Below are 24,908 nucleotides of genomic sequence, written 5' to 3'. Positions count from 1 at the left end.
AGAACAGGGCTCGGCTGCTCCGATATGCATCAGGGGAGCGACGGTCCATTCAGAGAGGCGCCGAGCTTGATGCCTCCGAATGTTTCGGGCAGATCGACGACGTAGATCTTCCAAGGCCGTTTCACCATCTCCTGCTTGTTGCCGAACAGCCTCGTTCGGCGCGATTGCGTGACCGGAATATAGAGCTTGCGATCGACACTGATGAACGATCCGTCCGGACTGATGAACTCGTCATCCGACGTCAGCACCGCAGTCTCTCCGGTCGGTGACAAGACCGTCACCCGCTTGTTGTCCAGTTCGGAGAGATAGAGGTTGCCGTTCGCATCAAGGGCGCAGCCGCCGCTGCGTGCGATCGTCGCGTATTCCTCGACCTGTCCGGCGAGGTCGTCATCCGAAAGCGACGCGTCGCGCAACGCTGCTGTCTTGATCTTGATGAATGGGCCGGTCGGTGCTGCAGCATAGAGCCACTCCCCGTCGTCGCTGACCTCGATCATGTCGATTTTTGGGGTCTGGTGGCTCCCCTGCTGCATATTCGGTTCGACCTTTGCCTGCATCTCAGGAAAACCAGACATCCGGCGAAGCGTAACGCCGGTCTTGAGGTCATGATAGATCAAGGCGCCCAACCCGGAGTCCGTGACGTAGACATGGTCGCCGAACACGCGCAGGTCGTTCAATTTCGCGCCCTTCGGCAGAATGTCGTCGCCGAAGCGCAGAACCCGCAGCACCTCGCCGGAGTCCGCATCCAATTGAACAAGCTTCTGCGCGCCCTTGTGAGGCTCGGAAAGTGCAGGCGGATAGGAGTCTGCGCGCAGTGCTCCCTGGTCCACCGCCCAGACAGTCCCGTCCTTGAAGACATGGATCGAGTTGACATAGACGAAGCTATCAAAACCGTCGTCACCGGGCTTCCATTCGTTCCAGGCGTTTCCCGGAAAGGCGGCTGGCTTTCCGTCCGGACCCCGCTTTGCGAGACAGGGCGTCTGATCATAATCCGGATAGCGCGGCAGGCCGAAGAACATGTCTCCTTTGGCTGTCAGCGCCACCTGATTGCAGAACCATGGACTTTCTGCCGCCACGGCGTGAATGAGTTCTGCCCCTGCCGCCGATACACCTCTTACCGGCAGCAAGCCGGAAGCCGCAGTGCAGGCAGCAGCAGTCATAAATCTCCGACGCCCAATTTTCATGATATCCTCCTCTTGGTAAAGTCACACGACGGCAAGCAAACGACCGCCCATCGAATCGGCGTGCGTGCGCGTGGAACGCCGCGACAGCTGGAATGACACGGTGGAAAGCCTGGGAAAGACCCGCCAATTCTCAGGGCTGGACCCGTTTTATTGGCAGGATCGATGCCCTCTATCAGCTCTGCGAGTTTTGTAGATCGGCACTGCCGCTCAGCCGGCGATCAGGGTTTTTCAGCGATATCCCTCTCCGTCATGCCGATACCCTCCAGAATCTTTTTCCGCAGATAGGCGTCACGGCTTGGGTAGAGCGTCGAGGTCCGCATGGCAGCTTCCCCCTCATGGAACCGAATGAACTGGCCGTCTGACTGAGGGGTCACCTGCCCCCAGTGCGGAACGCTGTTGCCGTTCGGATCGCCGGTCTTGATGAAGTTTGCGAGATAGGTAATGGCCATGTCGCGCATCGCGAAATCCGGGTCCGTCCATGGAAGCTGGTCACTGTTGCCGGGGCGCAGCGAGCCGTTGAAGTACCAGTTGTCTCCCGCATGCCAAGCGCGACGAAAGCCCTGATCCTTGCCCGGCGGCCAGTGGTCCCAATAGTAGAGATAGACGTTGGCGTTGCTGTGGGCTTTGGTGAATTCCGCCCCGAGGCGCACATATTCGAACATGTAGTCGTTCAACATCCGTAGCGACAATCGATAGGCTTCCGCCGGGTCGTTGGTTTCGTAGAGCGGAAAGACGGCCTCGTCGACGTTTCCCGCCTGGTGCGGTCGGATCGCCGCCAGCATCGCCTCATGCTGCTCGTCCTCGGTCATTTTCAGGTCGTTCGGCCGCAGTCCGGTATATTCATCCGCCGTCTGACCGATGATGATATCCAGATCGTCGAAATCGCCCGGCTGAAGCAGGTTTACCGACTCCTTGGTGAACACATAGTCGTCGATGGTATAGAACTGGTTCGTCGCGACGGCGCCTGTCATTGCACCGTAGAGCGTTTCCTTTCCGCCCTGCCAATTCTCCAGCCAGGTCTTGCTGTCGATCGCCCGAAGGTCGGCAAGCGTCACCTGCTTGCCGAAGAGCTTGTTGACCGCATCCTGGTTTTGCTCAGACTTCTTGGCGAAGTCGACAACCTTCCCCGGCAGGAAGCCGGTGAAGCTCGATTGAATGAATGCGCGCTTATAGAGACCCTTTGCCAGCGGCGTCCGGAGCAGCGCAACCGTGTTTTCGCCACCCGCAGATTGCCCGCCGATCGTCACGGTCTTCGGATCCCCTCCAAACGCCTCCGCGTTCTTTTGGATCCAGTGAAGAGCATCGACGAGATCGAGGACCCCGAAATTGCCTTTCGGGCCCTTGCCACTGTCCTTGTCCATCTCCGGCAGCGACAGCCAGCCCATCGCTCCAAGGCGATATTGCACCGAGACGACGACCACGCCCTGCGCGGCCAGTTGCGCCGCGTAGAGGTCTTTCATCTCGCTTGAACCCAGGCGGTTGGCGCCGCCGTGTATAAGCATATAGACGGGGAGCCGATCGCCGGTGCTGTGGGCCGGGGTCCAGACAGCAAGGTTCAAGCCGTTGTCACTGATCGGCGCCCGGCCGAGACTGTTCGGGTTCTGGAGCATCTGGTCGCCCCACTTGTCAGCCGTCAGAACACCATCCCATGGCTTGACCGGCGGCGCCGGCTTCCAGCGGTTTTCCCCACCGACATTGCCGGCGAATGGAATGCCGAGGAATTGGGTAACGCCGGGTGTGTCGCTCGGCACGCCCTCGACCCGGCCTCCGGTGACAGTCGCCTGCAGGATTGGCGCTGCTCCGTCGGTCGCGTCCGCATTGTTTGCCGCGCTCAGCAACAGGCTTGCCATCAGGACGACAGCACCCGTTCTGCCTTTGCCGACGACAGCCTTGAACTTCCCACTCATTCGCATGCCTTCCTCCTAGGTTGATTGCTCTATCGCCGCGTGGAACAGCAGGTGCCAATCAGGGCGGCACGACGACATCGGTGTGTCCGCTCAGCACCAGAGACAGGCGAACGAAACCGCTCGCCTTCTGCTCCTGGACGAAAACGCGCGTGAACGCGGCTGCGGCAGGGCGATCCGCACTGATGCCAACGGCCTGAGGAATGGCCATGAACGGCTCCTGCATCACCGCGACGTCGGGCTTGTCGCGAGCAACGATCGACATGGCCTGCCGTACGCCCGCCAGACCATCGATATCCCCGGCCGTCAAAGCAGCGACCGCTTCCGGAAAACTGTCGAAACGGATCAGTTCGCCGGCTCCGCCATGCCTCGAAAGAAAGAGTTCGTAGGCACTTCCCTTGACGGCGCCGATTTTCAGTCGCAGCCGTTCCACGTCCTTCAGGCCCAATGGCCCCGCAGCGCGGCGTATCAGAAATGCCCCTTCGATCTGGACGTAAGGGTCGCTATAGGCAATGCGCTCGGCTCGCTGCGGATCGATTGCGAGGAAACACACGTCCCATTCCCCCGCGCCGACACTTGCGGACACATCGCCGGCTTTGTCATAATGGCGAAAGCGGATCGGGAGCGAGAGTTTCTCTGCAAGCGACCGTGCGAGGTCCACCGACACGCCCGTCGGCGTCTCGTCCGTCGGGCCGCGCCGAACCAGCACGACATTTCCGTGATTGAGGGCGCAGACCAGCGTTCCGGAAGGAGCGATCTCGCTGCGGATCGCCTCGAGGTCAAAATCGGTCACGGTTTTCTCCTCTCTTCCGGGACTAAATGGATTTCATCCACTCATCTTGGGTCGGGAACTGCGTGATCATCAGCTCCAGCCCATCCTCGCCAGCCGTGATGGCCGGCGCAGGATCGTCGAACCGCACGAAGATCAGCGAGAAGGGCTCATAGGTGCGGCCCTCATGAATGAGACTGCCGTTCAGCACGATCAGGTACTGGCCGCCGCTGCCGCTCGGATCGGGCGTCTGCACCGCCATTGTCGGTCCCAGCCGGAACACTTTGCAGTTCATGCCATCATCATCCGGCTGCTCGTCGATGACGGTGTCGACGGTCAACTCGGTGCGATTGCGCAGAACCGGCTCGATCGACAGCGCCACTGCACCCGACGTGCGATGACGTCGTTTGGTGGGTTTAAGCTTTTCGCGAACATTCGGCGTCGTCAGGTAGACGAGCCCGGCATCGGTCTTGCTGCGCAAAGTCAGGTATGACAGTCCCTGTTCGCTGGCGATCAGCGGGCCATAGCCGGTGTGATGGTCGGCATAATGCACGGTAACGAGACGCACTTCGTCACGGCCGATCGTGCCGCTTCCGGCGATGAAGACCTGGAACTGATCGACGATGTGGAAATGCGAGTCGAGCTTTTGATGAGCGTTCAAATCGAGCCGGAAGGCCTGTGGATCTGGGGCGGCAATGTCCGAGTTCTTGCCGAACATGTTGATCTTCCAGGATTGGCCGCGGCGAAAACGGGTCGGTTCTTTTTCGGTGTAGGACGCAGTTTGCATCGATTGATCCTCCTTGGGCCGTCGCGCCGATTTGCTTTAATGGTGATGCGCTTCAATGGTGATGGGGTGGCGGAAATTCGACATCGAGTGCCGCGGCAAGCGCGCCCTGGTCCATCCCGATCATCTCGTGCAACTTGCCGAACTGCTGCGGGGCGTTGATCGTCTGGACGGCAACGAGACGATCGCGCTTGAAGCCCAGAACCGAAAATGCTCCGCTGGCCGGCGCGTTCAGCACAGCTTCCATGTCGGCGCCGTTCACCTCGCCCGACATCTGGATCTGGATGGCGGCCTGATGCGACCAATAGCGCGGCAGACGTTTGGGCGGCGGTGCCGCCCCGGTGATTGCCGCAGCAACGATCTTCGCCTGATCCTGCCCGGGATTGACCGCTTCGTTTCGGACGTGGCGTCCAAGCACCGGATCGTACCAAGCGGAGCAATCGCCAACCGCATAGACGGCCGGGTGCGATGAACGCCCGATCTCCGAAACGAGAATGCCGTTGTTCACCTCAAGGCCCGCGTCGCGCGCCAATTTTTCGTGGGGCGCCGCCCCGATCGCCACGACGACAATATCAGCCTCGATCTGCTCGCCGTCGCCTAAGGTGACCAGATCGATACCCCGGCCACCGTCGCGGGCGATCGTCGTGACCGTGGCGCCGAAGCGAACATGAAGCCCCTGGTTCAGATGCCGGTCGAGCACGTAATTGGCGATCGACTTGCTGACCGTCCGCTCCATCAGCCTCGAACCGGCCTCGATGACCGTGACGTCGAGCCCCTTTGCCAAAGCCATTGCGGCGATTTCCATGCCGATCAATCCGCCGCCGATGATCGCGACCGACTTGGCGCCGGCAAGGCGTGCCTTCAATCCGATCAGATCGTCATGCGTGCGCAGGGTGTGGGCGACGCCGTCGGCATCCACAGACGTGGGCAGACGACGGGGTTCGGCCCCACAGGCGAGGATCAGGCGCCCGTAGGAAAAGCGCCTTCCATCCTCGGAGAGCGCATAGCTTTCCGCCACATTCAGCGCGACGATCTTCACAGCCCGAACGAGGTCGATCCGGTTCGAGGCGTAGAAGGTCTCCGGGCGGAGCGGCGTCAGAGCATAGTCGTCCTTCGACAGCGCTTCTTTCGAGAGCGGCGGACGATGGTAGGGAAGGACGTTCTCCTGCGTCACCAACATGATGGAGCCGTCATATTTGGCGCTACGCAATGCGGCCGCGACGGCGACCCCGGAATGGGACGCACCAATGATCAAGATATCAGACATCAGGGGTTCACCGATCCGATCGCCGTCATCCGACGACCGCCATGTCGAACTCGCTCTTTCGAGCGCCGCACTCCGGACACATCCAATCGTCGGGCACGTCTTCCCAGCGGGTGCCCGGCGGCACGCCGCCATCCGGATCTCCAAGCGCCTCGTCGTAGACATACGCGCACAGGACGCACTGCCACACCTTGAAGCCGCTCAGGTCGGCGACCTCCGCGGACGGAACCATTTGCTTTTCCTCCCACAAACTCGAATTTGAGCGAGGCTACCTCAAGGATCTTGGTATCTCCAGATGTTCTGCCATACTATCAGTCATAGCATTTCGGCATATCTCAGGGAGAAGATGACATGGACATCCGGCAACTTGCTTATTTCGTCCGCGTGGCGGAACTCGGAAGCTTCAGCCGCGCATCGGCTTTCCTGCACATCGCCCAGCCCGCACTGAGCCGACAGGTCCGAAACCTGGAGACGGAGTTGAAGGAACGGCTCCTGCTTCGCAATGGACGAGGCGTCGAGCTCACCGAGGCAGGCGAACGTCTGCTCGACAATGCGCGTGGCATTCTTCGGCAGATCGAGCGCACCTATGAGGACATCGAGAATTCTCGAACAGGGAAATCCGGGAAGGTCGGAATAGGTTTGCCCGCCACGATCTCGACAGCAATCGCGACCGCGCTCATCCGCAAGCTGAGAGAGGAATTGTCGGACGCTCAGGTAATGCTCGTCCACGGACGATCGAACCAGCTTCAGGAATGGATCCTGTCCGGCCGTCTCGACATGGCGATCATGTACGACGCTCCATCGTCGCCGATGTTGGAAATCCACGACCTCGTCGAGGAGAACCTCTATCTCATTGGCCGCCAGGGCGTGTTCAAAGATGACAAGCCGGTACATCTGGAATCAATTGCCGACGTGCCGATGGTGATCGCCTGCAGGCCCAACAGCACGAGGGTCCTGCTCGATTCCGAACTCGCACGGCTCGGCCAGAAGCTCAATATCGTCTTCGAATTGGACCCTCTCGATACGATGTTCGATCTTGTCAGGGACGGCTACGGCTTCACCGTGGCGTCGATCCGCACGCTGGCATCCAAGGGTCCGGACGCGCGGCATGGATTGGAACTGCGCAAAATCGTCGGACCCGAATTGATCCTCTCGGTTCAACTGGTGCAGCCGGCTCGCCGATTGTCAAACAGGCTGCACGAAGCGGCTTTTCGCATATTGCGCGACCTCAGCATGGATCTCCTGGGGAGCAAGCCGACCTGAAGGCCTGCCCTGGAATGCTCTCCGGGTAAAACCGCAGACGCGCTATTCTCGGCAAGACCGGCGGAACGTCAGCATCCGGTGTCCAGGCCCATATTGACGACGCGCTCAGGGCGCCCATCCAAAAATGCTTCGATGAGGCGGACCGCGTCTCCGTAGTAGGTGCCCAACATGTCCCTGGTGAAATATCCAAGGTGCGGGGTGATCACGACGTTCGACAGGCTGCGGAATGGATGATCGACTGGCAGCGGCTCTTTTTCGTAGACGTCCAGCCCCGCTCCCGCGATCGAACCCGAACGCAACGCGGCAATAAGCGCGGGCTCGTCAACAATGGCGCCGCGGGCGGTATTGATGAGGTAGGCGGTCTTCTTCATCGCCTGCAATTCGGTCGCGCCGACGATGCCCCGCGTTCGGTCGCTCAACGCCAGATGGATCGTGACGACGTCGCTGGTGGCAAAGAGCTCTTGCTTCGATACCAGACGGGCACCGGCTGCCGCCGCCTGCTCCGCCGTCATGTTCTGGCTCCAGGCCTGCAGCTCCATGCCGAACACCTTGCCGATCTCCGCGACCCTTCTGCCGAGGCCGCCGAGGCCAAGAATGCCAAGGACCTTGCCTCCCACCGTCATCCCGGCCCGGGTCTGCCAGCCGCCGCTGCGCATGATGCGATCCTCCGAAGCGATATGTCGCGTTGCCGACAAGATCAGCCCCCAGACGAGTTCGGCAACGCCGCCGGCGCCGGCCCCGCTGACGGGAGTATTCGAGACGAGGACGCCGCGGCTCGCGGCTGTCGCGATGTCCACCGTATCGTAGCGCTTGCCGGTGACGACGATGTACTTCAGGCGCGACAGCCGGCAAATCAACTCCCCTGAAATCGGCATCCTCTCACGGAGCGTGCAGATTATGTCGAATTCGGCGAGCTCGCGCGCGGCCTCGTCCGGCAGTGCCAACGGACGCTCGAAGACGACGACATTGGCGCGGGATTTCAATCCCTCCCAATCGGCGACCTCCTGAGAAATACCCAGATAATCGTCAAGAATGGCGATGTTCGGTTTCATAGAGACCCCCGCGCAAATGATCGTCGAACAGCTTGGCTTGAACTCCCCTGCTTATTGCCGCTGCCATTCCTCCGACCAGATCTGCAACGGGTCGAGCGTTCCCTGCCGGAAGTTCGTAAGGTCGGTGACGGTGACGTAGGCGCGCGGGTAGAAATAGAGCGGTAACATCGGCAGATCGTCGGCAAAGATTTTCTGGACCGCCGCCCATTTCTGCTTTGCCGTCTCCGGATCGAGCGCCGCCTCGAGCTCGGATATGGCCTTGTCCATCTCCGGATTTGCATAGGCCGAGAAATTGTTGCCGACGCCATTGTTTTTTGGACCCGGAATGGCATCGGATCCGAGCGCGATCCGCGGCGAAACGGATGGAGAAAAGTCGATCGAGGACATCATCAAAGCTTTGAACTTCCGCTTGCGCGCCATCTCACCGTTGAATTCCTGCAGGGGCACGAAGTTGTTGGTGATCTCGATGCAGACATCCTTCAACTGGCTCTGGATGACCTGGGCAATCTGCTCTCTGGTCTGATTGCCCGCAGTGGAGACAAGCTCCAGCGAAAGGCGCTCGCCTTTGTCATTGACACAGATGCCGTCATTGCCGGCTTTCCAGCCAGCGCTTTCGAGCAGCTCTTTAGACTTCTCAGCGTCATATGAGTAGAGCGTCATGTCCTTGTTATAATAGGCATTCTCGCTGCTCAGGATGCCGTTGGCGACGGGCTGCAGCCCTCCGAACAGTTCGTCGCTTATCGCCTGGCGGTCGATTGCGTAGAGGATGGCCTGGCGCACCGCCTTATCCTTGAGGATCGGATTGTCGAAATTGATAGCGATGCGCTCGACGTTCGTTCCGTAGGCAAGATGGTAGGTGAACTTGTCAGGCTGCTGGTTCTTGAGATCGAGCATCTGCGAGAAGCTGATTCCGCCTGGGCTGACGGGGACCGCATCGACCGATCCGGCGAGCAGATTCTGAAGCAACGAAGACGAGTTGTCGCGATAGCTCAGGATTATCCGCTGCAGATGGGGCTTGTCTCCCGGCCACTTCGGATTGGGCGTAAACACGATGCGTGTTCCGATCTGATAGTCGCTGAGCAGGAACGAGCCGTTCCAAAGGCCGGGATTGGTCGGCTGCAGATTGTAGAGCGATTGCTTGACATAGGCGTCGAGCGTTGGATTGGCCGCATAGACCGGACCTTCCAGATGCTCCGGAATGACCTGGTCCCAGGAATTATAGCTCGAAATGATCTGCGGGATCGTCAGCACGACGGTTCGCTCGTCGACGATCTCCAGCGCGGATGCCCGCGTCCAGGAATTGTAGTTGGAGAAGCCGATCTTGGGATCGCGCGCCATTTTCCAGGTGAACTCGATGTCCTTCGAGGTAACCGGGGCACCGTCTCCCCAGGCAAGCCCCTCCCTGAGCTTGAACGTGACCTTCATTCCCTTCTTGCCATCGGGAAGATCGACGATCTTGGCAAGACCGTTGTCGATCGTCGGCAGCGTTTCGCAAAGGATGCAGTGATTGACGACGTTCTCGTCGAATGCCGTTATCGGTCGGAGGGAATAGTTGATGACGAGGCGCTTGGTATTGTTGACTTGAACCAGCGGATGGAAATTCGTCAGGAACTGCAACTGTCCGACGACCAATTGATCCTTTGCCTGAGCCACAGCGCCGGCACTCGACAGCGAGGTCAGCGCAGCCGTGGCAAGTGCCACGGTGACGAACGATTTTAGTCTCTTCCCTGCAGATGTCATTTTATCCTCCATCAGACTCTGTTTTTGTTTTCTTCAGTGCGATCCCTTGCTCGTCTCCGAGCGAGGATCGAAGGCCAAGCGAACGCCATCGCCGACGAAATTGACCGCCATTACCGTGGTGAAGATCAGCAGGCCCGGATAGACGGCAAGCATCGGGGCCGAGATGATGAGCTGCTGCGCATTGGTCAGCATGTTCCCCCATGTCGGCGTCGGCGGAACGATGCCAAAGCCAAGGAAGCTCAGCGTGGATTCGAACAGGATGATGCGGCCGACCGACAAGGTCATGGCGACGATCAGAGGTGTGGCGATGTTCGGCAAAATGTGGACGAAAATGTTATATCGAGCCTTGGCGCCGCTGACACTTGCTGCCCTGATGTAATCGACATCGCGCAACGTGATGGTGCCGGCCCTGGCTATTCTGGCGATCGTCGTCCAGTCGACGAGAGCGATGATGATGACGATCCTCAAGAAGACGGCGGCAGGCGACGTCGCCGCAGCCTGGCTGAGGCCGAGTTTCGTCAGATCGACGGCGCCGAGCACGATCAGCACGGGGATGAGCGGCAAAGCGATGATGCAATCCGTCATCCGCATCAGCACGTTGTCGAACCTGCCGCCGATATAGCCCGCAGTGACGCCGATCCCGATGCCGATGATCCCGGTAATGAAGGTGGCGAGCAGACCGACGGCGATGGATACTTGGCCGCCATAGAGGAGCCGCAGCAGCACGTCGCGGCCGAGGTCGTCTGTCCCGAGCCAGTGCTGCGCTGACGGCGGCTTGAACCGGCGCAGGAGATTGGTGGCGTTGGCGTCTATTCCCGTCAGATAGGCGATAGGCCCGGCGATGGCACAGGAAAGCATGAGAAGGACCACGAAAACCAGCGAGATCATCGCGAGCTTGTTGTCCCGGAAGCGCTGCCAGCGCTTGCTCCAGACCGAATTCGAGTTGGCGCCCGCCGGCGCCGTATCTGCGGTGGCGATGCTCATTTCAGGGTAATCCTCGGGTCAAGCCATGCATAGGCGAGGTCGGCAAGAAGGCTTGAAAACAGGGTGACGATGGTCGCCAGCAGAAGGCCGACGAGCGCCAGATTGAAGTCGATGTTGCTGATCGCGTCGTAGATGACTTTGCCCATGCCAAGCATGCCGAAGATCGTCTCCACGACGAGCGCCCCTGAAAACAGCGAGCCGAAGCCGAGGGCAAGCACCGTCACCATCGGGATCAGAGCGTTGCGGAGCGCGTGACGCATGACGACAGCCGTTTCCGAAAGACCCTTGGCCCGCGCTGTCCGGACGAAGTCCGAATTGAGCGTCTCGATCATCGACGCTCTCACATATCGCACCAGCGGGCCGACATGGAAGAATGTCAGGACGACCACCGGCAGGATCATATGGACGATCTGTTCGCCGACCGGAGCGTCGCTCATCAAGGGCGTGCCGCTCGCCGGAAGCCAGCCGAGCTTGACCGAAAATACGATGATCAGAATGAGCGACGTCCAGAACCCCGGCAGCGAAATGCTGGCGAAGGCGATGAGACTGATGACGTTGTCCGTCCATCCGCCCGGTTTGCGGGCAGCCAGCGCACCGAGAAGCATCGCAAGCGGGATACTGATGATTTCGGTCGCGACGAGAAGCTTTGCCGTCTGAACGACGGCTGGCCAGAGGACGTCCAGGACCGGCTTGAAATAGACGCTGGAATAGCCGAGGTCGCCATGAAGTGCGGAGTAAAGCCAGTGACCATAGCGGGCAAAGAGCGGCTGATCCATTCCGTAGAGCGCCCGCATCTGCGCCATCGTCTCCGGCGTCAGCGACGGATTGCCCTCCAGCATGGTCTCGACAGGGTCGCCAGGCATGAGCCCGATCAGGACGAACAGCAGAAGCGACATCACAAGAGTGACGAGGACTGCCTGGAGGAGACGTGAAATCGTATATCTCAACATCGGCTCAATCCTTGAAATGACAGGCGGAAAGTTGCGTGGGCCGGCCAGGTGCGGGCAGAAGCGCAGGTCTTTCGCTCTTGCAGATATCCTGCGCCTTTGGGCAACGGGTATGAAACGCGCAGCCTGAGGGTGGGGCCAAGGGCGAAGGGATCTCGCCCCGAAGGATCTGCTCCTTCTTCCGTCGCCCCCGACCGATGCGTGGAACGGCCGCCAGCAGGGCTTGGGTATAGGGATGGCTGGGTGTCTGGAAGAGATCCTCCGAGTCGGCCACCTCCATCAACCGCCCGAGATAGAGAACGGCAACACGGTCCGCGAGGTGCCGCACGACGCCGAGATCGTGGCTGATGAACAGATAGCTGATGCCATGCTGCTTCTTGATATCATCGAGCAGGTTGAGCACCTGGCTCTGGATCGAGACATCAAGGGCGGAAAGCGGCTCGTCGGCGACGATCATTTCCGGTTCGGCGATCAGAGCGCGCGCGATCGCAATCCTTTGGCGCTGGCCGCCGGAGAACTGATGAGGATAGCGGCGCGCCGCTTCCGGCGGCAGGCCGACCTGTCCTAGGACTTCGACTGCCCTGGCTTGCCGCTTGTCGGCCGGGACGCCCTTCAGCCTCAGTGGCTCTGCAACGATCTCTCCGACCACCATTCGCGGATCGAGCGCGGAAAACGGGTCCTGAAAGATGACTTGCACCGGCGTGTGTCCTTCGCCGCCCGGCCTGGCGCTGTTGAACGTCACGGTCCCAGCGGTCTGCTTGCGCAATCCGGCGACGACATATCCAAGCGTCGACTTGCCGCTGCCGCTTTCGCCGACAAGCGCGAGTGTTTCACCCCTCAAGACGCTCAGCGATACGTCATTGACCGCCTGCAACCAGGCCGCTGGTTTTAGGAAACCGCCGCCGATCGGAATGTCGACATTGATATGATCGAGATTCAGGAGTTCGGTCATGGCTTAACCTTGTGGCAGGCGACCTTATGGCCGGGAGCGACTTCGAGAAGATCAGGCTCGATCTGTCGGCAGCCGTCGTCTGCAAAAGGACAGCGCCTGGCAAAACGGCAACCCGTCGTTATCTCAGACGTGACGCGCCCAGGAATGACGTAGAGACGCTCTACCCGCCTGTCGGGATCCGGAAGCGTCTGAATCAGTCCCTGGGTGTAGGGATGAAGCGGATTGGCGAAGAGCTCGTCGGCAGGCGCATATTCAACGGCCGTGCCGGCATACATCACCATGATGGAGTCCGCGATCTCCGATATGACAGCAAGGTTGTGGCTGATGAACTGGATCGACATCTGGGCGTCGTCCTGCAGCGTCAACATAAGATCGAGTATCTGCGCCTGGATCGTGACGTCGAGCGCGGTCGTCGGCTCGTCGGCGATCAACAACTGCGGGCGACAGGCTAGCGCCATCGCGATCATCGCACGCTGCCGCATGCCGCCGGAGAGCTGATGCGGATAGTCTTCCGCGCGCCGAGCCGGTGACGGGATGCCGACCTGCGCAAGCAGATCGACCGCGCGGCCATGCGCTGCACCCTTGCGGAGCTTCTCATGCTTGACGAGAACCTCGGCGATCTGCCGTCCGACCGGCATCACCGGATTCATGGCAGTCATCGGCTCCTGAAAGATCATCGCGATCTCACGGCCGCGGACCTGCTGCCATTGGCGCTGGGTAAACTTTGCCAGATCTCGGCCGTTGAAATCGATGATGCCCTCGACCCTGCCGCCGCCGGCAACAACTCCGAGAAGAGCAAGCGACGTCATTGTCTTACCGCAGCCACTTTCGCCGACGATTCCCAAGGTTTTGCCGCGCGCGATGCTGTAGCTCAGACCTCGCACGATCTCCACAGCGCCTTGCGGACCTGGAAAGGAGACTTTCAGATCCCGGACATCAAGCAAGGGCGTGGAGCTTACGGCGGTCGACGCAGCTCCGTCACCAACGACAGCGCCGTTGACATGCAGCATTCGTCACCTCCCTTTCGAATGTCTGGCCGCTTACAGGCACAGTTCTTCTATTCGCATGTGTTGCCTACCGCGGCCTCCACCGCAGCAGGCGTATTCTCGTTACAGCTCGATAACGCCGACGCCACTTCTGATTTCGATCTTCGTTCCGAACGGTTCAGACAAGCGACGATAGCGATCGATGATGCGCACGGCATCCTCTCCCTTGGCAACCATCGGCCGCCCTTCGGTATTGTGATGGTCGCCCTTGCCGGTGCGCCGGGTCTGTTTGACATCAGGCGAGGTGTCGCGCCCCATTTCGACCGGATGAAGCAGAATGCGTTTCAGCCTCTCCCCCTCCATATCGAGCTTGATCACCGCGGAACTCCACCAGGTGTCGGTGGGCGTATCGAGGCCGGGATGAAGGGGATGGGCGGCGGGCGTCAGCATTGAGAGGCGGTCGACGTCATGTCCCCAGGCGTCGTAGCTGTCATAGGGCACGCGCTGAATGAATTCGGATTGAGCAAAGAAGTTGCCAATGCCGTAGAATATCGGTCTGCCATTGTAGATCTCGATGCCCAATGTCCGATGCCAGCCGTGGCCGATGTAGATATCGGCGCCGCCGTCGATGACCGCGTGAGCGAACTCCTTGACGAAGCCAGGCGGCGTATCGCCTCGCGGACCATCCGAGACACTGAAATGATGCGCGACGATCACCAGGTCTGCCATGGAGCGCGCCTCGTGGACGGAACGAAGGTTGCGTTCGAGGTCGCGTTTGTGGCAGCGGCTGATGACTTCGCAGCGGTCGCCCACGAAGAAGGATTCGGGATCGCCCCATTGCTGGGCGCCGGGAATTTGAACGCCGAAAGACCCCTCGCGGCCATGCTTCGGCTTCTTCATGAAATTGAACTTCTCGCCAAAGTCCTTGAGATTCCTCGCGGTCTGCTCGTCCACCATGAATTCAAAGGTGAGGCGTTGGGGATTGACGCCAGGGCGACCGCGTAGCGCACCCTTCGGCATGCCCGCCCACATGAAATGCTGATTGCCGGAACTTGTCGAGACGAGTGCGACACGTCCGTTTTTCTTGTCGACGTAGCCCGGCTCGCTGGCGAGCTCGAGATCCGCGCCGGTGCCGGCTGTGACGATGCCCGCGGCCTTCATGTGCTTCTTGGTCGCGATCAGACCTTCGGCTCCGAAATCGAAACTATGGTTGTGTGCGGTAGACATGATATCGAAGCCGGCCCACCTGAGATCCTTGGCAATCTCAGGGTCTGCCATCATGAAACTTCCGATGCCTTGGCCTCGAGCCGGCCACTTCAGTTCGTCGTAATCGGCGAAATTCATTTCCAAATGACCGTAAGTGACGTCTGCGTCCTTAAGGACGTCCCAAACCTCGGTAAATTGAGGCTCGTCGTGCATGGCAAATGGGCGACACACCATGCACTCGCCCGCCAACGCCACTTTCCAGTTCCGTGTCGACACCATAAAACCTCCTGAGCCGACGAGACGCCGGCACAGAGAGCCTGCGTTCGTCCGACTGCCGTTCTCATATTCGTGAGCTTGAAAATCTCCCAAAGCGACATTTCTCACTCCCGTCGCATCTCGAACATAGCACTCCGGGCAGCTATCACTAGTTTCGTCGATTGCCTTTCAGAAATGCCGTTTCGGCATATCTCTCGGTGCATCGATACACGTCTTTGACCAGCCTGTGCTGCGCGTCGGCAGTAAGCGGTACCGTGATTTTCCACAGCCGAAATAAATCGGCGAAAACGATGATTTTTTCGCGCCTTGGCGCTTGCGGCCTTCGAAGGCGCTGACTATAAGGGCGCCACCACGAAGGAAGCGCCCTTCGTCTATCGGTTAGGACACCAGATTTTCATTCTGGGAAGAGGGGTTCGACTCCCCTAGGGCGTACCACTTTCTTTCCCTTGACACTTCCCATCGTCAGCATTCTTGCGCGACCGCTCTATTTCGCCGGCGCAGCATCGCAGACGCGCAGTTGGATGCGGCGTGCGCCCTGGTAGTGGTCGGCACCGAGCGAACCGGCGACATGCAGGCTGGCGCCGCGTGAATTGATGAGAAGATTGCCAAGCGGCGTGTCGGCGGCGCGGAAGGCGATGCCGTCGAGTCGCGATCCGTCCATGGCCTCCAGCGTCACCTTCACATGTTTCTCACCGACCAGGCGGGCGTCGCGCAAACGATGCGCCGGCACGGCAAAGAGCGGCTGTGCATGGCCCGAACCATAGGGGCCGGCCGCCTCCAGGCGGTCGATGAGTTCGAGGGTGGCGCCGCTTGCGCCGATCGCACCGTCGATCTTCAGCGTTTCGTTGGCGACGAGGCCGGCCACCGTCCTCTCGGCTTTCTCCGTGAAAAAGGTTCTCAGCCTGCCGAGATTGGCGCGCTCGACCGTCAGCCCCGCGGCCATGGCGTGACCGCCGCCCTTGACGAGCAGCCCCTCGTCGACCGCAGCCCGCACCATCCTGCCCATATCGAAGCCGTTGATCGAGCGGCCCGAGCCGGTGCCGCGGCCGGAGGGATCGAAGGCGATCGCGAAAGCGGGCCGTTTGAATTTTTCCTTCAGCCGCGCCGCGATCAGCCCGACGATGCCGGGATGCCATTTCTCATGGGCGGTGACGATGACGGAGGCGCCCTCGCCGTCGCCATATTCGGCAAGCGCCTCGGCTTCCGCCTCCTGCAGCATGATCGCCTCCATCGCCTGGCGTTCGCGGTTGAGCTCGTCCAGGCGCTGCGCGATCACGTCCGCCTCGCCGGCGTCGTCGAGCGTCAGCAGCCGGCTTCCGAGTGCCGCGTCGCCGATCCGCCCGCCGGCATTGATGCGCGGGCCGATCAGGAAGCCGAAATGATAGGGTGTCACCGGGCCGGCGAGCCCCGCCTTGCGGAACAGTGCTGCAAGCCCGGCATTGCTCTGGTGGCGGGCAGCGACCAGGCCCTTCACGACATAGGCGCGGTTGAGGCCCTTCAGCGGCACCACATCGCAGACCGTTGCCAGTGCCACGATATCCAGCCACTGCAGCAGGTCGATCGCCAGGATGCGCTTGTTGCCGGCCGCGCGCAGCAGCCGGAGCGTCGCGACCAGCACCATGAAGACGACGCCGGCGGCGCAAAGATGCCCCTGCCCCGAGAGATCGTCCTCGCGGTTCGGGTTGACGAGGGCATGGCAGGGCGGCAGCTCATGTGTCACCTGGTGGTGATCGATGACGACGACATCGATATTGCGCGCGGCAGCGGCGGCCAGCGCCTCGTGGCTGGTGGAGCCGCAATCAACGGTGACGATCAGCTGAGCGCCGTTATCGATCAACTGATTGATCGCCGCCGGATTGGGGCCGTAACCTTCGAAGACGCGGTCGGGAATATAGATGGTCGCCCTGACGCCGAAATGGCTGAGAAAACGGAACATCAGTGCCGAGGAGGCGGCGCCGTCGACGTCGTAGTCGCCGAAGATCGCGACGCTCTCGCCGCGCTCGATGGCACGCAGGAGGCGGATCGCGGCCTTTTCGCAATCGGTCAGCCTATGGGGATCGGGCATCAGGCTGCGGATCGTCGGATCGAGGAATTCGATCGCCTCGTCCACCGTCACGCCGCGCCCGGCAAGCACCCGGGCGATCAGATCCGGCAGTCCGTGGATCTGCGACATGGCCAGCGCGCGGTTCTGCCCTGCCTGGTCGAGCCGCGCGACCCAGCGATTGTCGAGCGCGGATTTCTCCACGCCGAGAAACGCGCGCTGTACCGGATCGACGAGATCTGCCATGCCACACTCCGCTGACTTCATCTGCTCTTTCTACAGGAGCAGCGGAGATAACATAGCGATGGATTTGCAGACACGGGTTTTTACCAAAACACCGCCCAGATGATCATAGCGATGCCGGCGAACTGCACCAGCAGGAACGAAAACAGCGTCAGCAGAATGGCCCAGTTGCGGCCTTCCGTGTTTTCCTCGTCATCAGCCTCACCAGAGACCTCTTCAGGAATTTCACGGTAGGCCGGCTTGAGGATTTCCTCAGGCAAATCAGGATGGTTCGGCGGGACGTCGCTCGGGTAGCCATACCCCTTCCCGGCGTGGCTGTCCTTGCTCATGAAATTCTCCACCCAGACGACTCACCATCTTAGGTTTAGTTATATCAATATTTCGGTATCTGTTAATATAGACTTCCGTAACGAAAGGTTGAATAGATAACAAAAAACCGCCCTGCAGGGACAGGGCGGCGCGACGGTCCTCCGGGACGAGAAAAAGGCTCAGCCTTCCTCTTTCGGCCGTTCGATGCGAATGACCTGCGGCTCACCGAAGAGATAACCTTCCGACTTGATCGAGACGACTGCCTTGCGCACCGACTCTTCTGTCGTCGCATGGGTGACGAGAATGATCGTCTGGTGGTGCGATGGCGCCAGGTGCTGCTTGGAGCGCTGGACGATCGATTCCAGCGAGATGTTGTTTTCGGCCATGCGGGTTGCGACGCTGGCAAAGACGCCGGTGCGGTCGAGCACGGTCAGGCGGATGAAATAGCCGCCCTCGTGGCTCTGCATCTGCGCCTTGCGGTAGGGCTCCAGTGTCGCTGCGGGATGGCCGAGCACCGGCACGCGCTGGGCGCCTGGCTGACTCTTGGCGATATCGGCGATATCGCCAAGCACCGACGAGGCCGTGGCGTTGCCGCCGGCACCCGGGCCGACCATCAGCAGTTCGCCGAGCACGTCGGATTCGATCGCCACCGCATTGGTGACGCCGTCGACCTGGGCGATAACCGAATCGACCGGCACCATGGTCGGGTGCACGCGCTGCTCGATGCCGGTATCGGTGCGCTGGGCAACGCCCAAGAGCTTGATGCGATAACCGAGCTCGGCGGCTGCGTGGATATCCTCGATCGAGATGTTGGTGATGCCTTCGAGATAGATGTCGTCGGCCGCGATCTGATTGCCGAAGGCGAGAGTCGTCAGGATAGAAAGCTTATGGGCGGTGTCGTTGCCCTCGATATCGAAGGCCGGATCAGCCTCGGCATAACCCAGCCGCTGCGCTTCCTTGAGGCATTCGGCGAAGGAAAGCCCCTCCTTCTCCATCTTGGTCAGGATGTAATTGCAGGTGCCGTTCATGATGCCATAGATGCGCGAGACGGAATTGCCCGTCAGCGATTCACGCAGCGCCTTGATGACCGGGATGCCGCCGGCGACTGCCGCCTCGAAGTTCAGCAGCGACCCCTTCTCCTCGGCGATCGTCGCAAGCTCGACGCCGTGATAGGCAAGCAGCGCCTTGTTGGCTGTCACCACATGGAGACCACGTTGGAGTGCTGCGCGCACCGAGATGTTGGCCGCCCCTTCGGCGCCGCCCATCAGCTCGACGAAGACGTCGATATCGCCCTTTTCGGCAAGCTCCTCCGGCCGGTCGAACCAGGTAACAGTGGAAAGATCGATGCCGCGGTCCCTCGCCTTGTCACGTGCCGAGACGGCCGTGATGGTGATCGGACGCCCGCAGGTGACGGCAAGCTCGTTGCTCTTCTGCTGAATGATGCGGACAAGCGAGGCGCCAACGGTGCCCAAGCCCGCAATGCCGATTTTGAGGGCATCTGCCATGGATCGATCCTGAAATGTCTCTGGTGAGAGACAGCCGCAGATTTGCGGCTGTCTTCAAGGTTGGAATTAACGGTGGGCGTTGAGCGAGATGACGTTGTGCATCGTCTCGTCTGCCGTCGACATGAACTTCTTGATGTTGCGCGCAGCCTGGCGGATGCGATGTTCGTTCTCGACAAGTGCCAGACGGACGTAGTCGTCGCCCATTTCGCCGAAGCCGATGCCCGGGGCAACGGCGACGTCGGCCTTCTCGACCAGCAGCTTGGAGAATTCCAGCGAACCGAGATGACGGAACTTTTCCGGGATCTTCGCCCAGGCGAACATCGTCGCAGCCGGCGGCGGCACATCGAAACCGGCCTTGCCGAAGCTTTCGACCATGACGTCGCGGCGACGTTTATAGACGTTGCGAACTTCCGCAATGTCGGAACCATCGCCGTTCAGCGCATGCGTCGCCGCCACCTGGATGGGCGTGAAGGCGCCGTAGTCGAGATAGGACTTGACGCGGGTGAGCGCCGCGATCAGTCGCTCGTTGCCGACGGCAAATCCCATGCGCCAGCCGGGCATGGAGAAGGTTTTCGACATCGAGGTGAACTCGACGGTCACGTCCATCGCGCCCGGCACTTCGAGAACCGACGGCGGCGGGGCGCCGTCGAAGTAGATTTCCGAATAGGCAAGGTCGGAGAGCACGATGATGTCGTGCTTCTTGGCAAAGGCGATGACGTCCTTGTAGAAATCGAGCGTCGCGACATAGGCCGTCGGGTTCGAAGGATAATTGAGAACCAGCGCCAAGGGCTTCGGGATCGAATGCCGGACGGCACGTTCAAGCGGTTCGAAGAAGCTCGCATCCGGCTCCACCGACATGGAACGGATTACGCCGCCCGCCATCAGGAAGCCGAAGGCGTGGATCGGATAGGTAGGGTTCGGGCAGAGGATCACGTCGCCAGGCGCGGTGATTGCCTGCGCCATGTTGGCGAAGCCTTCCTTGGAGCCCAAGGTGGCGACCACCTGGGTATCCGGGTTGAGCTTGACGCCGAAACGGCGGGCATAATAGGCGGCCTGGGCGCGGCGCAGGCCCGGAATGCCCTTTGAAGAGGAATAGCGGTGCGTGCGCGGATCCTGCACGACCTCGCACAGCTTGTCGACGATCGACTGGGGAGTGGGAAGGTCGGGGTTTCCCATGCCGAGATCGATGATATCGGCGCCGCCCGCTCGCGCGCTTGCCTTCAAACGGTTGACCTGTTCGAAAACATAAGGCGGCAAACGCCGGACTTTGTGAAACTCTTCCATCTCATTCCCCATGGAAAGGCGGCATTTCGGGCCGCAGTCGAAGTTCGTTCCGTCTCCCGGCGGCTGCGACACGAACTTCAGAATCGCAACGCCGTATTTCATCAGACCCAAGCGACGCGGCGAATCTTTGACGGAAAGGCCGCGTAACGCGCTTTATCGGGAAAATTGTATCTTCCGATCCTTGCCGAAGGCTTTGCGTCCAAATTGCCTGAAAGGCAAGGTCTATTTGGAGATTTCAGACAGGGTATCAGTGCCGTGCTCGGCGGCGAGACGCCGCATTTCGGCGACCTTGGCCTGATATTCGGCTTCCGAGATCGTGCCGGCCTTGCGCCGGGCGCCAAGTGCCGTCAGCTGATGCTGCAGGTCGGCGGCCTGTTCGTCGCTCATCTGGACATTGGCAGCCGTCAGCGGCGCGCCGAAATTCGGATAGCCGTCCGGGTATTTTGCCAGGCCGCCCTCGGCCGCCTCGCCCTTGGTGGCCGGCATGACGACGGCGGTCGGCGCTGCTCGCTTGGCGGCGGCGGCGGCTTTTTGTTCCGCCGTCAGATTGCATCCGGCAAGGGCCATCGCCGCCGCGGCGCAGATCAGTGCGGTGCGGTTGAAGGTTGCGATGCGCCGAATGCCGTTCTTCGTCATGCCTCAAAAATCCAGTTTTGACTGCTTCGACTGTTAAATTTGTCGCAGCCACAAAGCAATAGCATGAGCCGACGCGGGTGGAACTTGTTTTCTCGTTCGATCACGATGTACAACGAATGGATAAAAAGAGTGGTGCTGCCGCCGGAGGAAATGGTGACCGACAGCAAGCAGGAGAATGGCGGCAAGACCGGCTTCGACGCGACCGATCTCGATCCCTATCTGTTGAAGGATCCTGAGGCGATGGCGATGAATTTCGCCCGGGCGCTCGAAAATCTCGGACAAGCAGCGTCTGCCTGGCTTGCGCCGCGCGAACGCGGCGAGATCAGCGAAAGCGCCGCCGATCCGATGACCGACATGGTCAAGACGCTTTCCAAGGTCACCGAATACTGGATTTCCGATCCGCGCCGCACCTTTGAGGCACAGACGCAGCTGATGTCCTCGTTCTTCGGCATCTGGATGCGCTCGATGCAGCGCATGCAAGGCACGCGCGGCATGCAGGGTGATCCCACGCCACCCGAGCCGGACACCCGCAAGGACAAGCGCTTTTCGGACGAGGACTGGCAAAAGAATCCGTTCTTCGATTTTCTCCGCCAGGTCTATTTCGTCACGACCGACTGGGTGGAAAAGATGGTGTCGGAGACCGAAGGCCTCGACGAGCACACCAAACACAAGGCCGGCTTCTACGTGAAGCAGATTACGGCAGCGCTTTCGCCGACCAACTTCATCGCCACCAATCCGCAGCTCTACCGCGAGACGATCGCGACCAGCGGCGCCAATCTGGTGCGCGGGATGAAGATGCTGGCCGAGGATATCGCTGCCGGACATGGCGATCTTCGCCTTCGCCAGACCGACATGACGAAATTCGCCGTCGGCCGCGACATGGCGCTGACGCCCGGCAAGGTGATCGCCCAGAACGATATCTGCCAGATCATCCAGTACGAGGCTTCGACCGAAACCGTGCTGAAGCGGCCGCTTTTGATCTGCCCGCCCTGGATCAACAAGTTCTATATTCTCGACCTCAACCCGCAAAAATCCTTCATCAAATGGTGCGTCGACCAGGGTCAGACGGTCTTCGTCATTTCCTGGGTCAACCCGGATGCGCGCCACGCCGACAAGGACTGGGCGGCCTATGCCCGCGAGGGTATCGATTTCGCGCTTGATACGATCGAGAAGGCGACCGGCGAGAAGGACGTCAACACCGTCGGTTACTGCGTCGGCGGCACGCTGCTTGCCGCGACACTGGCGCTGCATGCCAAGGAGAAGAACAAGCGCATCAAGACCGCGACACTCTTCACCACCCAGGTCGACTTCACCCATGCCGGCGACCTCAAGGTCTTCGTCGACGAGGAGCAGCTTGAATCGCTCGAAGAGCATATGCAGGCGGCCGGCTATCTGGACGGCACGAAGATGTCGATGGCGTTCAACATGCTGCGCGCCTCCGAGCTGATCTGGCCTTATTTCGTCAATAACTACCTCAAGGGCCAGGATCCCCTGCCCTTCGACCTGTTGTTCTGGAACGCCGATTCGACCCGCATGGCAGCGGCAAACCATGCCTTCTACCTGCGCAATTGCTATCTCAAGAATGCGCTGACGCAGAACGAGATGATCCTCGACGGCAAGTCCGTGTCGCTGAAGGACGTGAAGATCCCGATCTATAATCTCGCCACCCGCGAGGATCACATCGCACCGGCCAAGTCCGTCTTCCTCGGCAGCCGGTTCTTCGGCGGCAAGGTGGAATTCGTCGTGACCGGCTCCGGACATATCGCCGGCGTCGTCAACCCGCCCGACAGGAAGAAATATCAATTCTGGACCGGCGGCCCCGCCAAGGGGGACTACGAGACCTGGCTCGAGCAGGCGACCGAGACCCCGGGATCATGGTGGCCACATTGGCAGGCCTGGATCGAGACGCATGACGGCAGACGCGTGCCGGCCCGCAAACCCGGCGGCGATGCGTTGAACGCGATCGAGGAAGCGCCGGGAAGTTATGTGATGGAGCGTGCCTGAGAAGGCCCAACACATCTCTTTTTGAGACGTCGAGAGACAGAGCGACGCCGCGTAAACAAATTAGAAACCATAATTCGTCATCCTTGCGAGACAGTCGGACGTCGTGGGTGGTCTAAATTCGGCCCATTTGCGCCTGTACCGGCCCCGGCGAAGTGTAGTCAGTCAGTGCCGCCGGCCTGCGTAGCGAGTTTGAAAGACGAGTGTAGTATGGCGTGTGCGGTCGGGACGTTCGATGACGTCACCCCTCTTGGCGGATCTGCTTTCCGTTGGCGCAGATCTCGCGGTTTCCTTTACGGTGTTGTCGGCGCCGGATTTCTGACCTCCACATGGCTGATCGCGACCTTCGCGACGATGCACTCGATAGCCGCTCCCTATTCTCCGCCGGATCGCCTGGCACAGGTGGCGGCTGCGCCGAAGGTGGCGCCTTCACCGCGCCATGAGAGACTGATCCATGTCGGCAAGGCCGACCGGCTAGCCGCCTTCGATGCGAAGCCGAAGGTCCCGTTGACGGCGAGCCTCATTCAATCCCATGCCGAAAAGACCGCTGCCGCTGCAACGGCGCTTGCGGTTCTCGCCAAAAACAACCGGCTCGTCATGGCTGCCGAACAGCCGGTCGTGGCGGCGATCTCCGACAGCGCCAAATTCCGCAAGGACGACGTGATCGCGGCGGCGCCCGTCGAGCTCGCCTCGGCCGAGACGGAAGAAGACGACGGCGACCGGATCATCGTTCCCTCGAAGGAGGCGGTCGCCGCAGCCGAACTCCCGACCCTGCTTGCTCTTGCCGATGCCGGATCCCGGCAAATCGCGCCGGCTCCGGTCGAGCCAACCGCATCTCCCCTCAAAACGGCCTCCGTTCCCGCATCGGAAGCAGCTCCGGTGGTCGTCGCCGCCGCGGAAGACGCGCCACCCTTCGATCTCGTGCTGGCGCCGGACGAAGGTTCGGTGCCGCTGCCGATGGCGCGTCCCGATGGACTCATCGGCAAACCGACACCGGCCTCCAAGGGTTCTGAGCGATCAGCCGAGCCTGTGCTTGCCTACGCCCAGCCGAACTCGCCGATTGAGGATGACGAGGACGATGCAGTGCCGCGCTACGACAAGCCGGTCTTCTCGCCGAAGCTGCGCGCGGGCGTGGCGATCTACGATATCGAAAACAGCATCGTCTATCTGCCGAACGGCGAGCGGCTCGAGGCCCATTCCGGGCTCGGCAAGATGCGCGACAAGCCGCGTTTCGCCAACAAGAAGATGCGCGGACCGACGCCGCCGCACACCTATGTTCTTACCATGCGCGAGAGCCTTTTCCACGGCGTCGAGGCGCTGCGCCTGACACCGATCGAGGGTTCGGACGCCATCTATGACCGTGTCGGCCTGCTCGCCCACACCTACATGCTCGGCAAGAACGGCGATTCCAACGGCTGCGTGTCGTTCAAGGATTACCGCCGCTTCCTCGCCGCCTACAAGCGCGGCGACATCAAGCAGCTTGTTGTGGTGCCGCGGCTGAACAACAAACCGTCTTCGACGCTCGCCTCGCTGTTTTCGTCGCGTAGCTGAGGATTGGAGAGCGCACCGCCGCTTGCCCGG

General features: G+C 60.7%; 21 protein-coding genes and 1 tRNA gene. 4 read left to right on the top strand and 18 right to left on the bottom strand.

From position 1 onward, the window contains the following. Positions 1 to 29: 29 nt before the first annotated feature. The 6 genes from OLZ32_RS13505 to OLZ32_RS13480 form a co-directional block, all read right to left on the bottom strand. Positions 30 to 1,181: a major royal jelly family protein gene (locus tag OLZ32_RS13505; RefSeq protein WP_264421293.1), complete on the bottom strand. Its 1,152-nt coding sequence runs from the start codon at positions 1,179 to 1,181 to the stop codon at positions 30 to 32. A 218-nt stretch (positions 1,182 to 1,399) separates the two neighbouring features. Beyond that, positions 1,400 to 3,088, bottom strand: a complete 1,689-nt coding sequence (locus tag OLZ32_RS13500) for a carboxylesterase family protein (RefSeq protein ID WP_264421291.1) — start codon at positions 3,086 to 3,088, stop codon at positions 1,400 to 1,402. Positions 3,089 to 3,146: 58 nt separating this feature from the next. Further along, the gene (locus tag OLZ32_RS13495; RefSeq protein ID WP_264421289.1) at positions 3,147 to 3,878 is read right to left on the bottom strand and encodes a transporter substrate-binding domain-containing protein; all 732 of its coding nucleotides are present in this window, start codon (positions 3,876 to 3,878) and stop codon (positions 3,147 to 3,149) included. Between the two features lie 22 nt (positions 3,879 to 3,900). After that, a complete protein-coding gene (locus OLZ32_RS13490) occupies positions 3,901 to 4,641 on the bottom strand; it encodes a hypothetical protein (RefSeq protein ID WP_264395655.1) in 741 nt (246 codons plus the stop codon). A gap of 52 nt (positions 4,642 to 4,693) precedes the next feature. Next, on the bottom strand, positions 4,694 to 5,905 hold the full coding sequence (locus OLZ32_RS13485) for an NAD(P)/FAD-dependent oxidoreductase (RefSeq protein WP_264421287.1): 1,212 nt from the start codon (positions 5,903 to 5,905) through the stop codon (positions 4,694 to 4,696). A 25-nt stretch (positions 5,906 to 5,930) separates the two neighbouring features. Continuing rightward, positions 5,931 to 6,134: a rubredoxin gene (locus OLZ32_RS13480; RefSeq protein ID WP_264421284.1), complete on the bottom strand. Its 204-nt coding sequence runs from the start codon at positions 6,132 to 6,134 to the stop codon at positions 5,931 to 5,933. Positions 6,135 to 6,253: 119 nt separating this feature from the next. Between OLZ32_RS13480 and OLZ32_RS13475 the strand changes: the two genes are divergently transcribed. Continuing rightward, a complete protein-coding gene (locus tag OLZ32_RS13475; RefSeq protein WP_003539110.1) occupies positions 6,254 to 7,165 on the top strand; it encodes a LysR family transcriptional regulator in 912 nt (303 codons plus the stop codon). Between the two features lie 68 nt (positions 7,166 to 7,233). Here the strand turns inward: OLZ32_RS13475 and OLZ32_RS13470 are convergent, their stop codons facing one another. The 7 genes from OLZ32_RS13470 to OLZ32_RS13440 form a co-directional block, all read right to left on the bottom strand. Continuing rightward, on the bottom strand, positions 7,234 to 8,217 hold the full coding sequence (locus OLZ32_RS13470; protein WP_264421282.1) for a D-2-hydroxyacid dehydrogenase family protein: 984 nt from the start codon (positions 8,215 to 8,217) through the stop codon (positions 7,234 to 7,236). A 51-nt stretch (positions 8,218 to 8,268) separates the two neighbouring features. Further along, positions 8,269 to 9,957, bottom strand: a complete 1,689-nt coding sequence (locus OLZ32_RS13465; RefSeq protein WP_264421280.1) for a peptide ABC transporter substrate-binding protein — start codon at positions 9,955 to 9,957, stop codon at positions 8,269 to 8,271. 33 nt (positions 9,958 to 9,990) lie between these two features. Beyond that, positions 9,991 to 10,941 (bottom strand): ABC transporter permease, encoded by a 951-nt coding sequence (locus OLZ32_RS13460; protein WP_264421278.1) that lies wholly within the window; start codon positions 10,939 to 10,941, stop codon positions 9,991 to 9,993. Then, entirely contained in the window at positions 10,938 to 11,891 is a 954-nt protein-coding gene (locus OLZ32_RS13455; protein ID WP_003539103.1) for an ABC transporter permease, read from the bottom strand. Before OLZ32_RS13455 ends, OLZ32_RS13460 begins: the two co-directional genes overlap by 4 nt. A gap of 4 nt (positions 11,892 to 11,895) precedes the next feature. After that, positions 11,896 to 12,840: an ABC transporter ATP-binding protein gene (locus OLZ32_RS13450; protein ID WP_264421276.1), complete on the bottom strand. Its 945-nt coding sequence runs from the start codon at positions 12,838 to 12,840 to the stop codon at positions 11,896 to 11,898. Further along, positions 12,837 to 13,850, bottom strand: coding sequence for an ABC transporter ATP-binding protein (locus OLZ32_RS13445; protein ID WP_264421274.1), 1,014 nt, complete (start codon positions 13,848 to 13,850; stop codon positions 12,837 to 12,839). Before OLZ32_RS13445 ends, OLZ32_RS13450 begins: the two co-directional genes overlap by 4 nt. Positions 13,851 to 13,949: 99 nt before the next feature. Beyond that, the gene (locus OLZ32_RS13440) at positions 13,950 to 15,311 is read right to left on the bottom strand and encodes a CapA family protein (protein WP_264395663.1); all 1,362 of its coding nucleotides are present in this window, start codon (positions 15,309 to 15,311) and stop codon (positions 13,950 to 13,952) included. Positions 15,312 to 15,668: 357 nt separating this feature from the next. On the opposite strand from OLZ32_RS13440, the gene OLZ32_RS13435 reads away from it, so the two are divergent. Beyond that, positions 15,669 to 15,743, top strand: a tRNA-Glu gene (locus tag OLZ32_RS13435). 49 nt (positions 15,744 to 15,792) lie between these two features. Here OLZ32_RS13435 and recJ read toward each other — a convergent pair. The 5 genes from recJ to OLZ32_RS13410 all read right to left on the bottom strand — a co-directional run bounded on the left by recJ (position 15,793) and on the right by OLZ32_RS13410 (position 21,326). Beyond that, entirely contained in the window at positions 15,793 to 17,595 is a 1,803-nt protein-coding gene (gene recJ, locus OLZ32_RS13430; protein WP_264395664.1) for a single-stranded-DNA-specific exonuclease RecJ, read from the bottom strand. Positions 17,596 to 17,675: 80 nt separating this feature from the next. Further along, the gene (locus OLZ32_RS13425; RefSeq protein ID WP_003539098.1) at positions 17,676 to 17,921 is read right to left on the bottom strand and encodes a hypothetical protein; all 246 of its coding nucleotides are present in this window, start codon (positions 17,919 to 17,921) and stop codon (positions 17,676 to 17,678) included. Between the two features lie 159 nt (positions 17,922 to 18,080). Continuing rightward, positions 18,081 to 19,406 carry a homoserine dehydrogenase gene (locus OLZ32_RS13420; protein WP_168253111.1) on the bottom strand — a complete coding sequence of 442 codons (1,326 nt, stop codon included), beginning with the start codon at positions 19,404 to 19,406 and terminating at the stop codon, positions 18,081 to 18,083. A gap of 66 nt (positions 19,407 to 19,472) precedes the next feature. Next, positions 19,473 to 20,690, bottom strand: a complete 1,218-nt coding sequence (locus OLZ32_RS13415; RefSeq protein WP_026160221.1) for an LL-diaminopimelate aminotransferase — start codon at positions 20,688 to 20,690, stop codon at positions 19,473 to 19,475. A gap of 222 nt (positions 20,691 to 20,912) precedes the next feature. Next, complete coding sequence (locus tag OLZ32_RS13410) at positions 20,913 to 21,326, bottom strand: hypothetical protein (RefSeq protein WP_003539095.1); 414 nt, start codon at positions 21,324 to 21,326, stop codon at positions 20,913 to 20,915. A 150-nt stretch (positions 21,327 to 21,476) separates the two neighbouring features. Between OLZ32_RS13410 and OLZ32_RS13405 the strand changes: the two genes are divergently transcribed. Both OLZ32_RS13405 and OLZ32_RS13400 read left to right on the top strand, forming a co-directional pair. Next, on the top strand, positions 21,477 to 23,330 hold the full coding sequence (locus tag OLZ32_RS13405) for a PHA/PHB synthase family protein (RefSeq protein WP_264395803.1): 1,854 nt from the start codon (positions 21,477 to 21,479) through the stop codon (positions 23,328 to 23,330). A 207-nt stretch (positions 23,331 to 23,537) separates the two neighbouring features. Next, entirely contained in the window at positions 23,538 to 24,878 is a 1,341-nt protein-coding gene (locus tag OLZ32_RS13400) for a DUF2778 domain-containing protein (RefSeq protein ID WP_264395665.1), read from the top strand. Positions 24,879 to 24,908: the final 30 nt, after the last annotated feature.

It is taken from the genome of Rhizobium acaciae, assembly GCF_025941625.1.
In the GTDB taxonomy this organism is placed as follows: Bacteria; Pseudomonadota; Alphaproteobacteria; order Rhizobiales; family Rhizobiaceae; genus Rhizobium; species Rhizobium acaciae.
This window is presented reverse-complemented; position numbering and strand designations above follow the sequence as displayed.

Excerpts from the sequence above, each read along its gene's own strand:
- OLZ32_RS13505 (WP_264421293.1), bottom strand. The coding sequence starts at position 1,181 with ATGAAAATTGGGCGTCGGAGATTTATGACTGCTGCTGCCTGCACTGCG.
- OLZ32_RS13500 (WP_264421291.1), bottom strand. The coding sequence starts at position 3,088 with ATGAGTGGGAAGTTCAAGGCTGTCGTCGGCAAAGGCAGAACGGGTGCT.
- OLZ32_RS13490 (WP_264395655.1), bottom strand. The coding sequence starts at position 4,641 with ATGCAAACTGCGTCCTACACCGAAAAAGAACCGACCCGTTTTCGCCGC.
- OLZ32_RS13485 (WP_264421287.1), bottom strand. The coding sequence starts at position 5,905 with ATGTCTGATATCTTGATCATTGGTGCGTCCCATTCCGGGGTCGCCGTC.
- OLZ32_RS13480 (WP_264421284.1), bottom strand. The coding sequence starts at position 6,134 with ATGGTTCCGTCCGCGGAGGTCGCCGACCTGAGCGGCTTCAAGGTGTGG.
- OLZ32_RS13475 (WP_003539110.1), top strand. The coding sequence starts at position 6,254 with ATGGACATCCGGCAACTTGCTTATTTCGTCCGCGTGGCGGAACTCGGA.
- OLZ32_RS13470 (WP_264421282.1), bottom strand. The coding sequence starts at position 8,217 with ATGAAACCGAACATCGCCATTCTTGACGATTATCTGGGTATTTCTCAG.
- OLZ32_RS13465 (WP_264421280.1), bottom strand. The coding sequence starts at position 9,957 with ATGACATCTGCAGGGAAGAGACTAAAATCGTTCGTCACCGTGGCACTT.
- OLZ32_RS13460 (WP_264421278.1), bottom strand. The coding sequence starts at position 10,941 with ATGAGCATCGCCACCGCAGATACGGCGCCGGCGGGCGCCAACTCGAAT.
- OLZ32_RS13455 (WP_003539103.1), bottom strand. The coding sequence starts at position 11,891 with ATGTTGAGATATACGATTTCACGTCTCCTCCAGGCAGTCCTCGTCACT.
- OLZ32_RS13450 (WP_264421276.1), bottom strand. The coding sequence starts at position 12,840 with ATGACCGAACTCCTGAATCTCGATCATATCAATGTCGACATTCCGATC.
- OLZ32_RS13445 (WP_264421274.1), bottom strand. The coding sequence starts at position 13,850 with ATGCTGCATGTCAACGGCGCTGTCGTTGGTGACGGAGCTGCGTCGACC.
- OLZ32_RS13440 (WP_264395663.1), bottom strand. The coding sequence starts at position 15,311 with ATGGTGTCGACACGGAACTGGAAAGTGGCGTTGGCGGGCGAGTGCATG.
- recJ (WP_264395664.1), bottom strand. The coding sequence starts at position 17,595 with ATGGCAGATCTCGTCGATCCGGTACAGCGCGCGTTTCTCGGCGTGGAG.
- OLZ32_RS13425 (WP_003539098.1), bottom strand. The coding sequence starts at position 17,921 with ATGAGCAAGGACAGCCACGCCGGGAAGGGGTATGGCTACCCGAGCGAC.
- OLZ32_RS13420 (WP_168253111.1), bottom strand. The coding sequence starts at position 19,406 with ATGGCAGATGCCCTCAAAATCGGCATTGCGGGCTTGGGCACCGTTGGC.
- OLZ32_RS13415 (WP_026160221.1), bottom strand. The coding sequence starts at position 20,690 with ATGGAAGAGTTTCACAAAGTCCGGCGTTTGCCGCCTTATGTTTTCGAA.
- OLZ32_RS13410 (WP_003539095.1), bottom strand. The coding sequence starts at position 21,326 with ATGACGAAGAACGGCATTCGGCGCATCGCAACCTTCAACCGCACCGCA.
- OLZ32_RS13405 (WP_264395803.1), top strand. The coding sequence starts at position 21,477 with ATGGTGACCGACAGCAAGCAGGAGAATGGCGGCAAGACCGGCTTCGAC.
- OLZ32_RS13400 (WP_264395665.1), top strand. The coding sequence starts at position 23,538 with ATGGCGTGTGCGGTCGGGACGTTCGATGACGTCACCCCTCTTGGCGGA.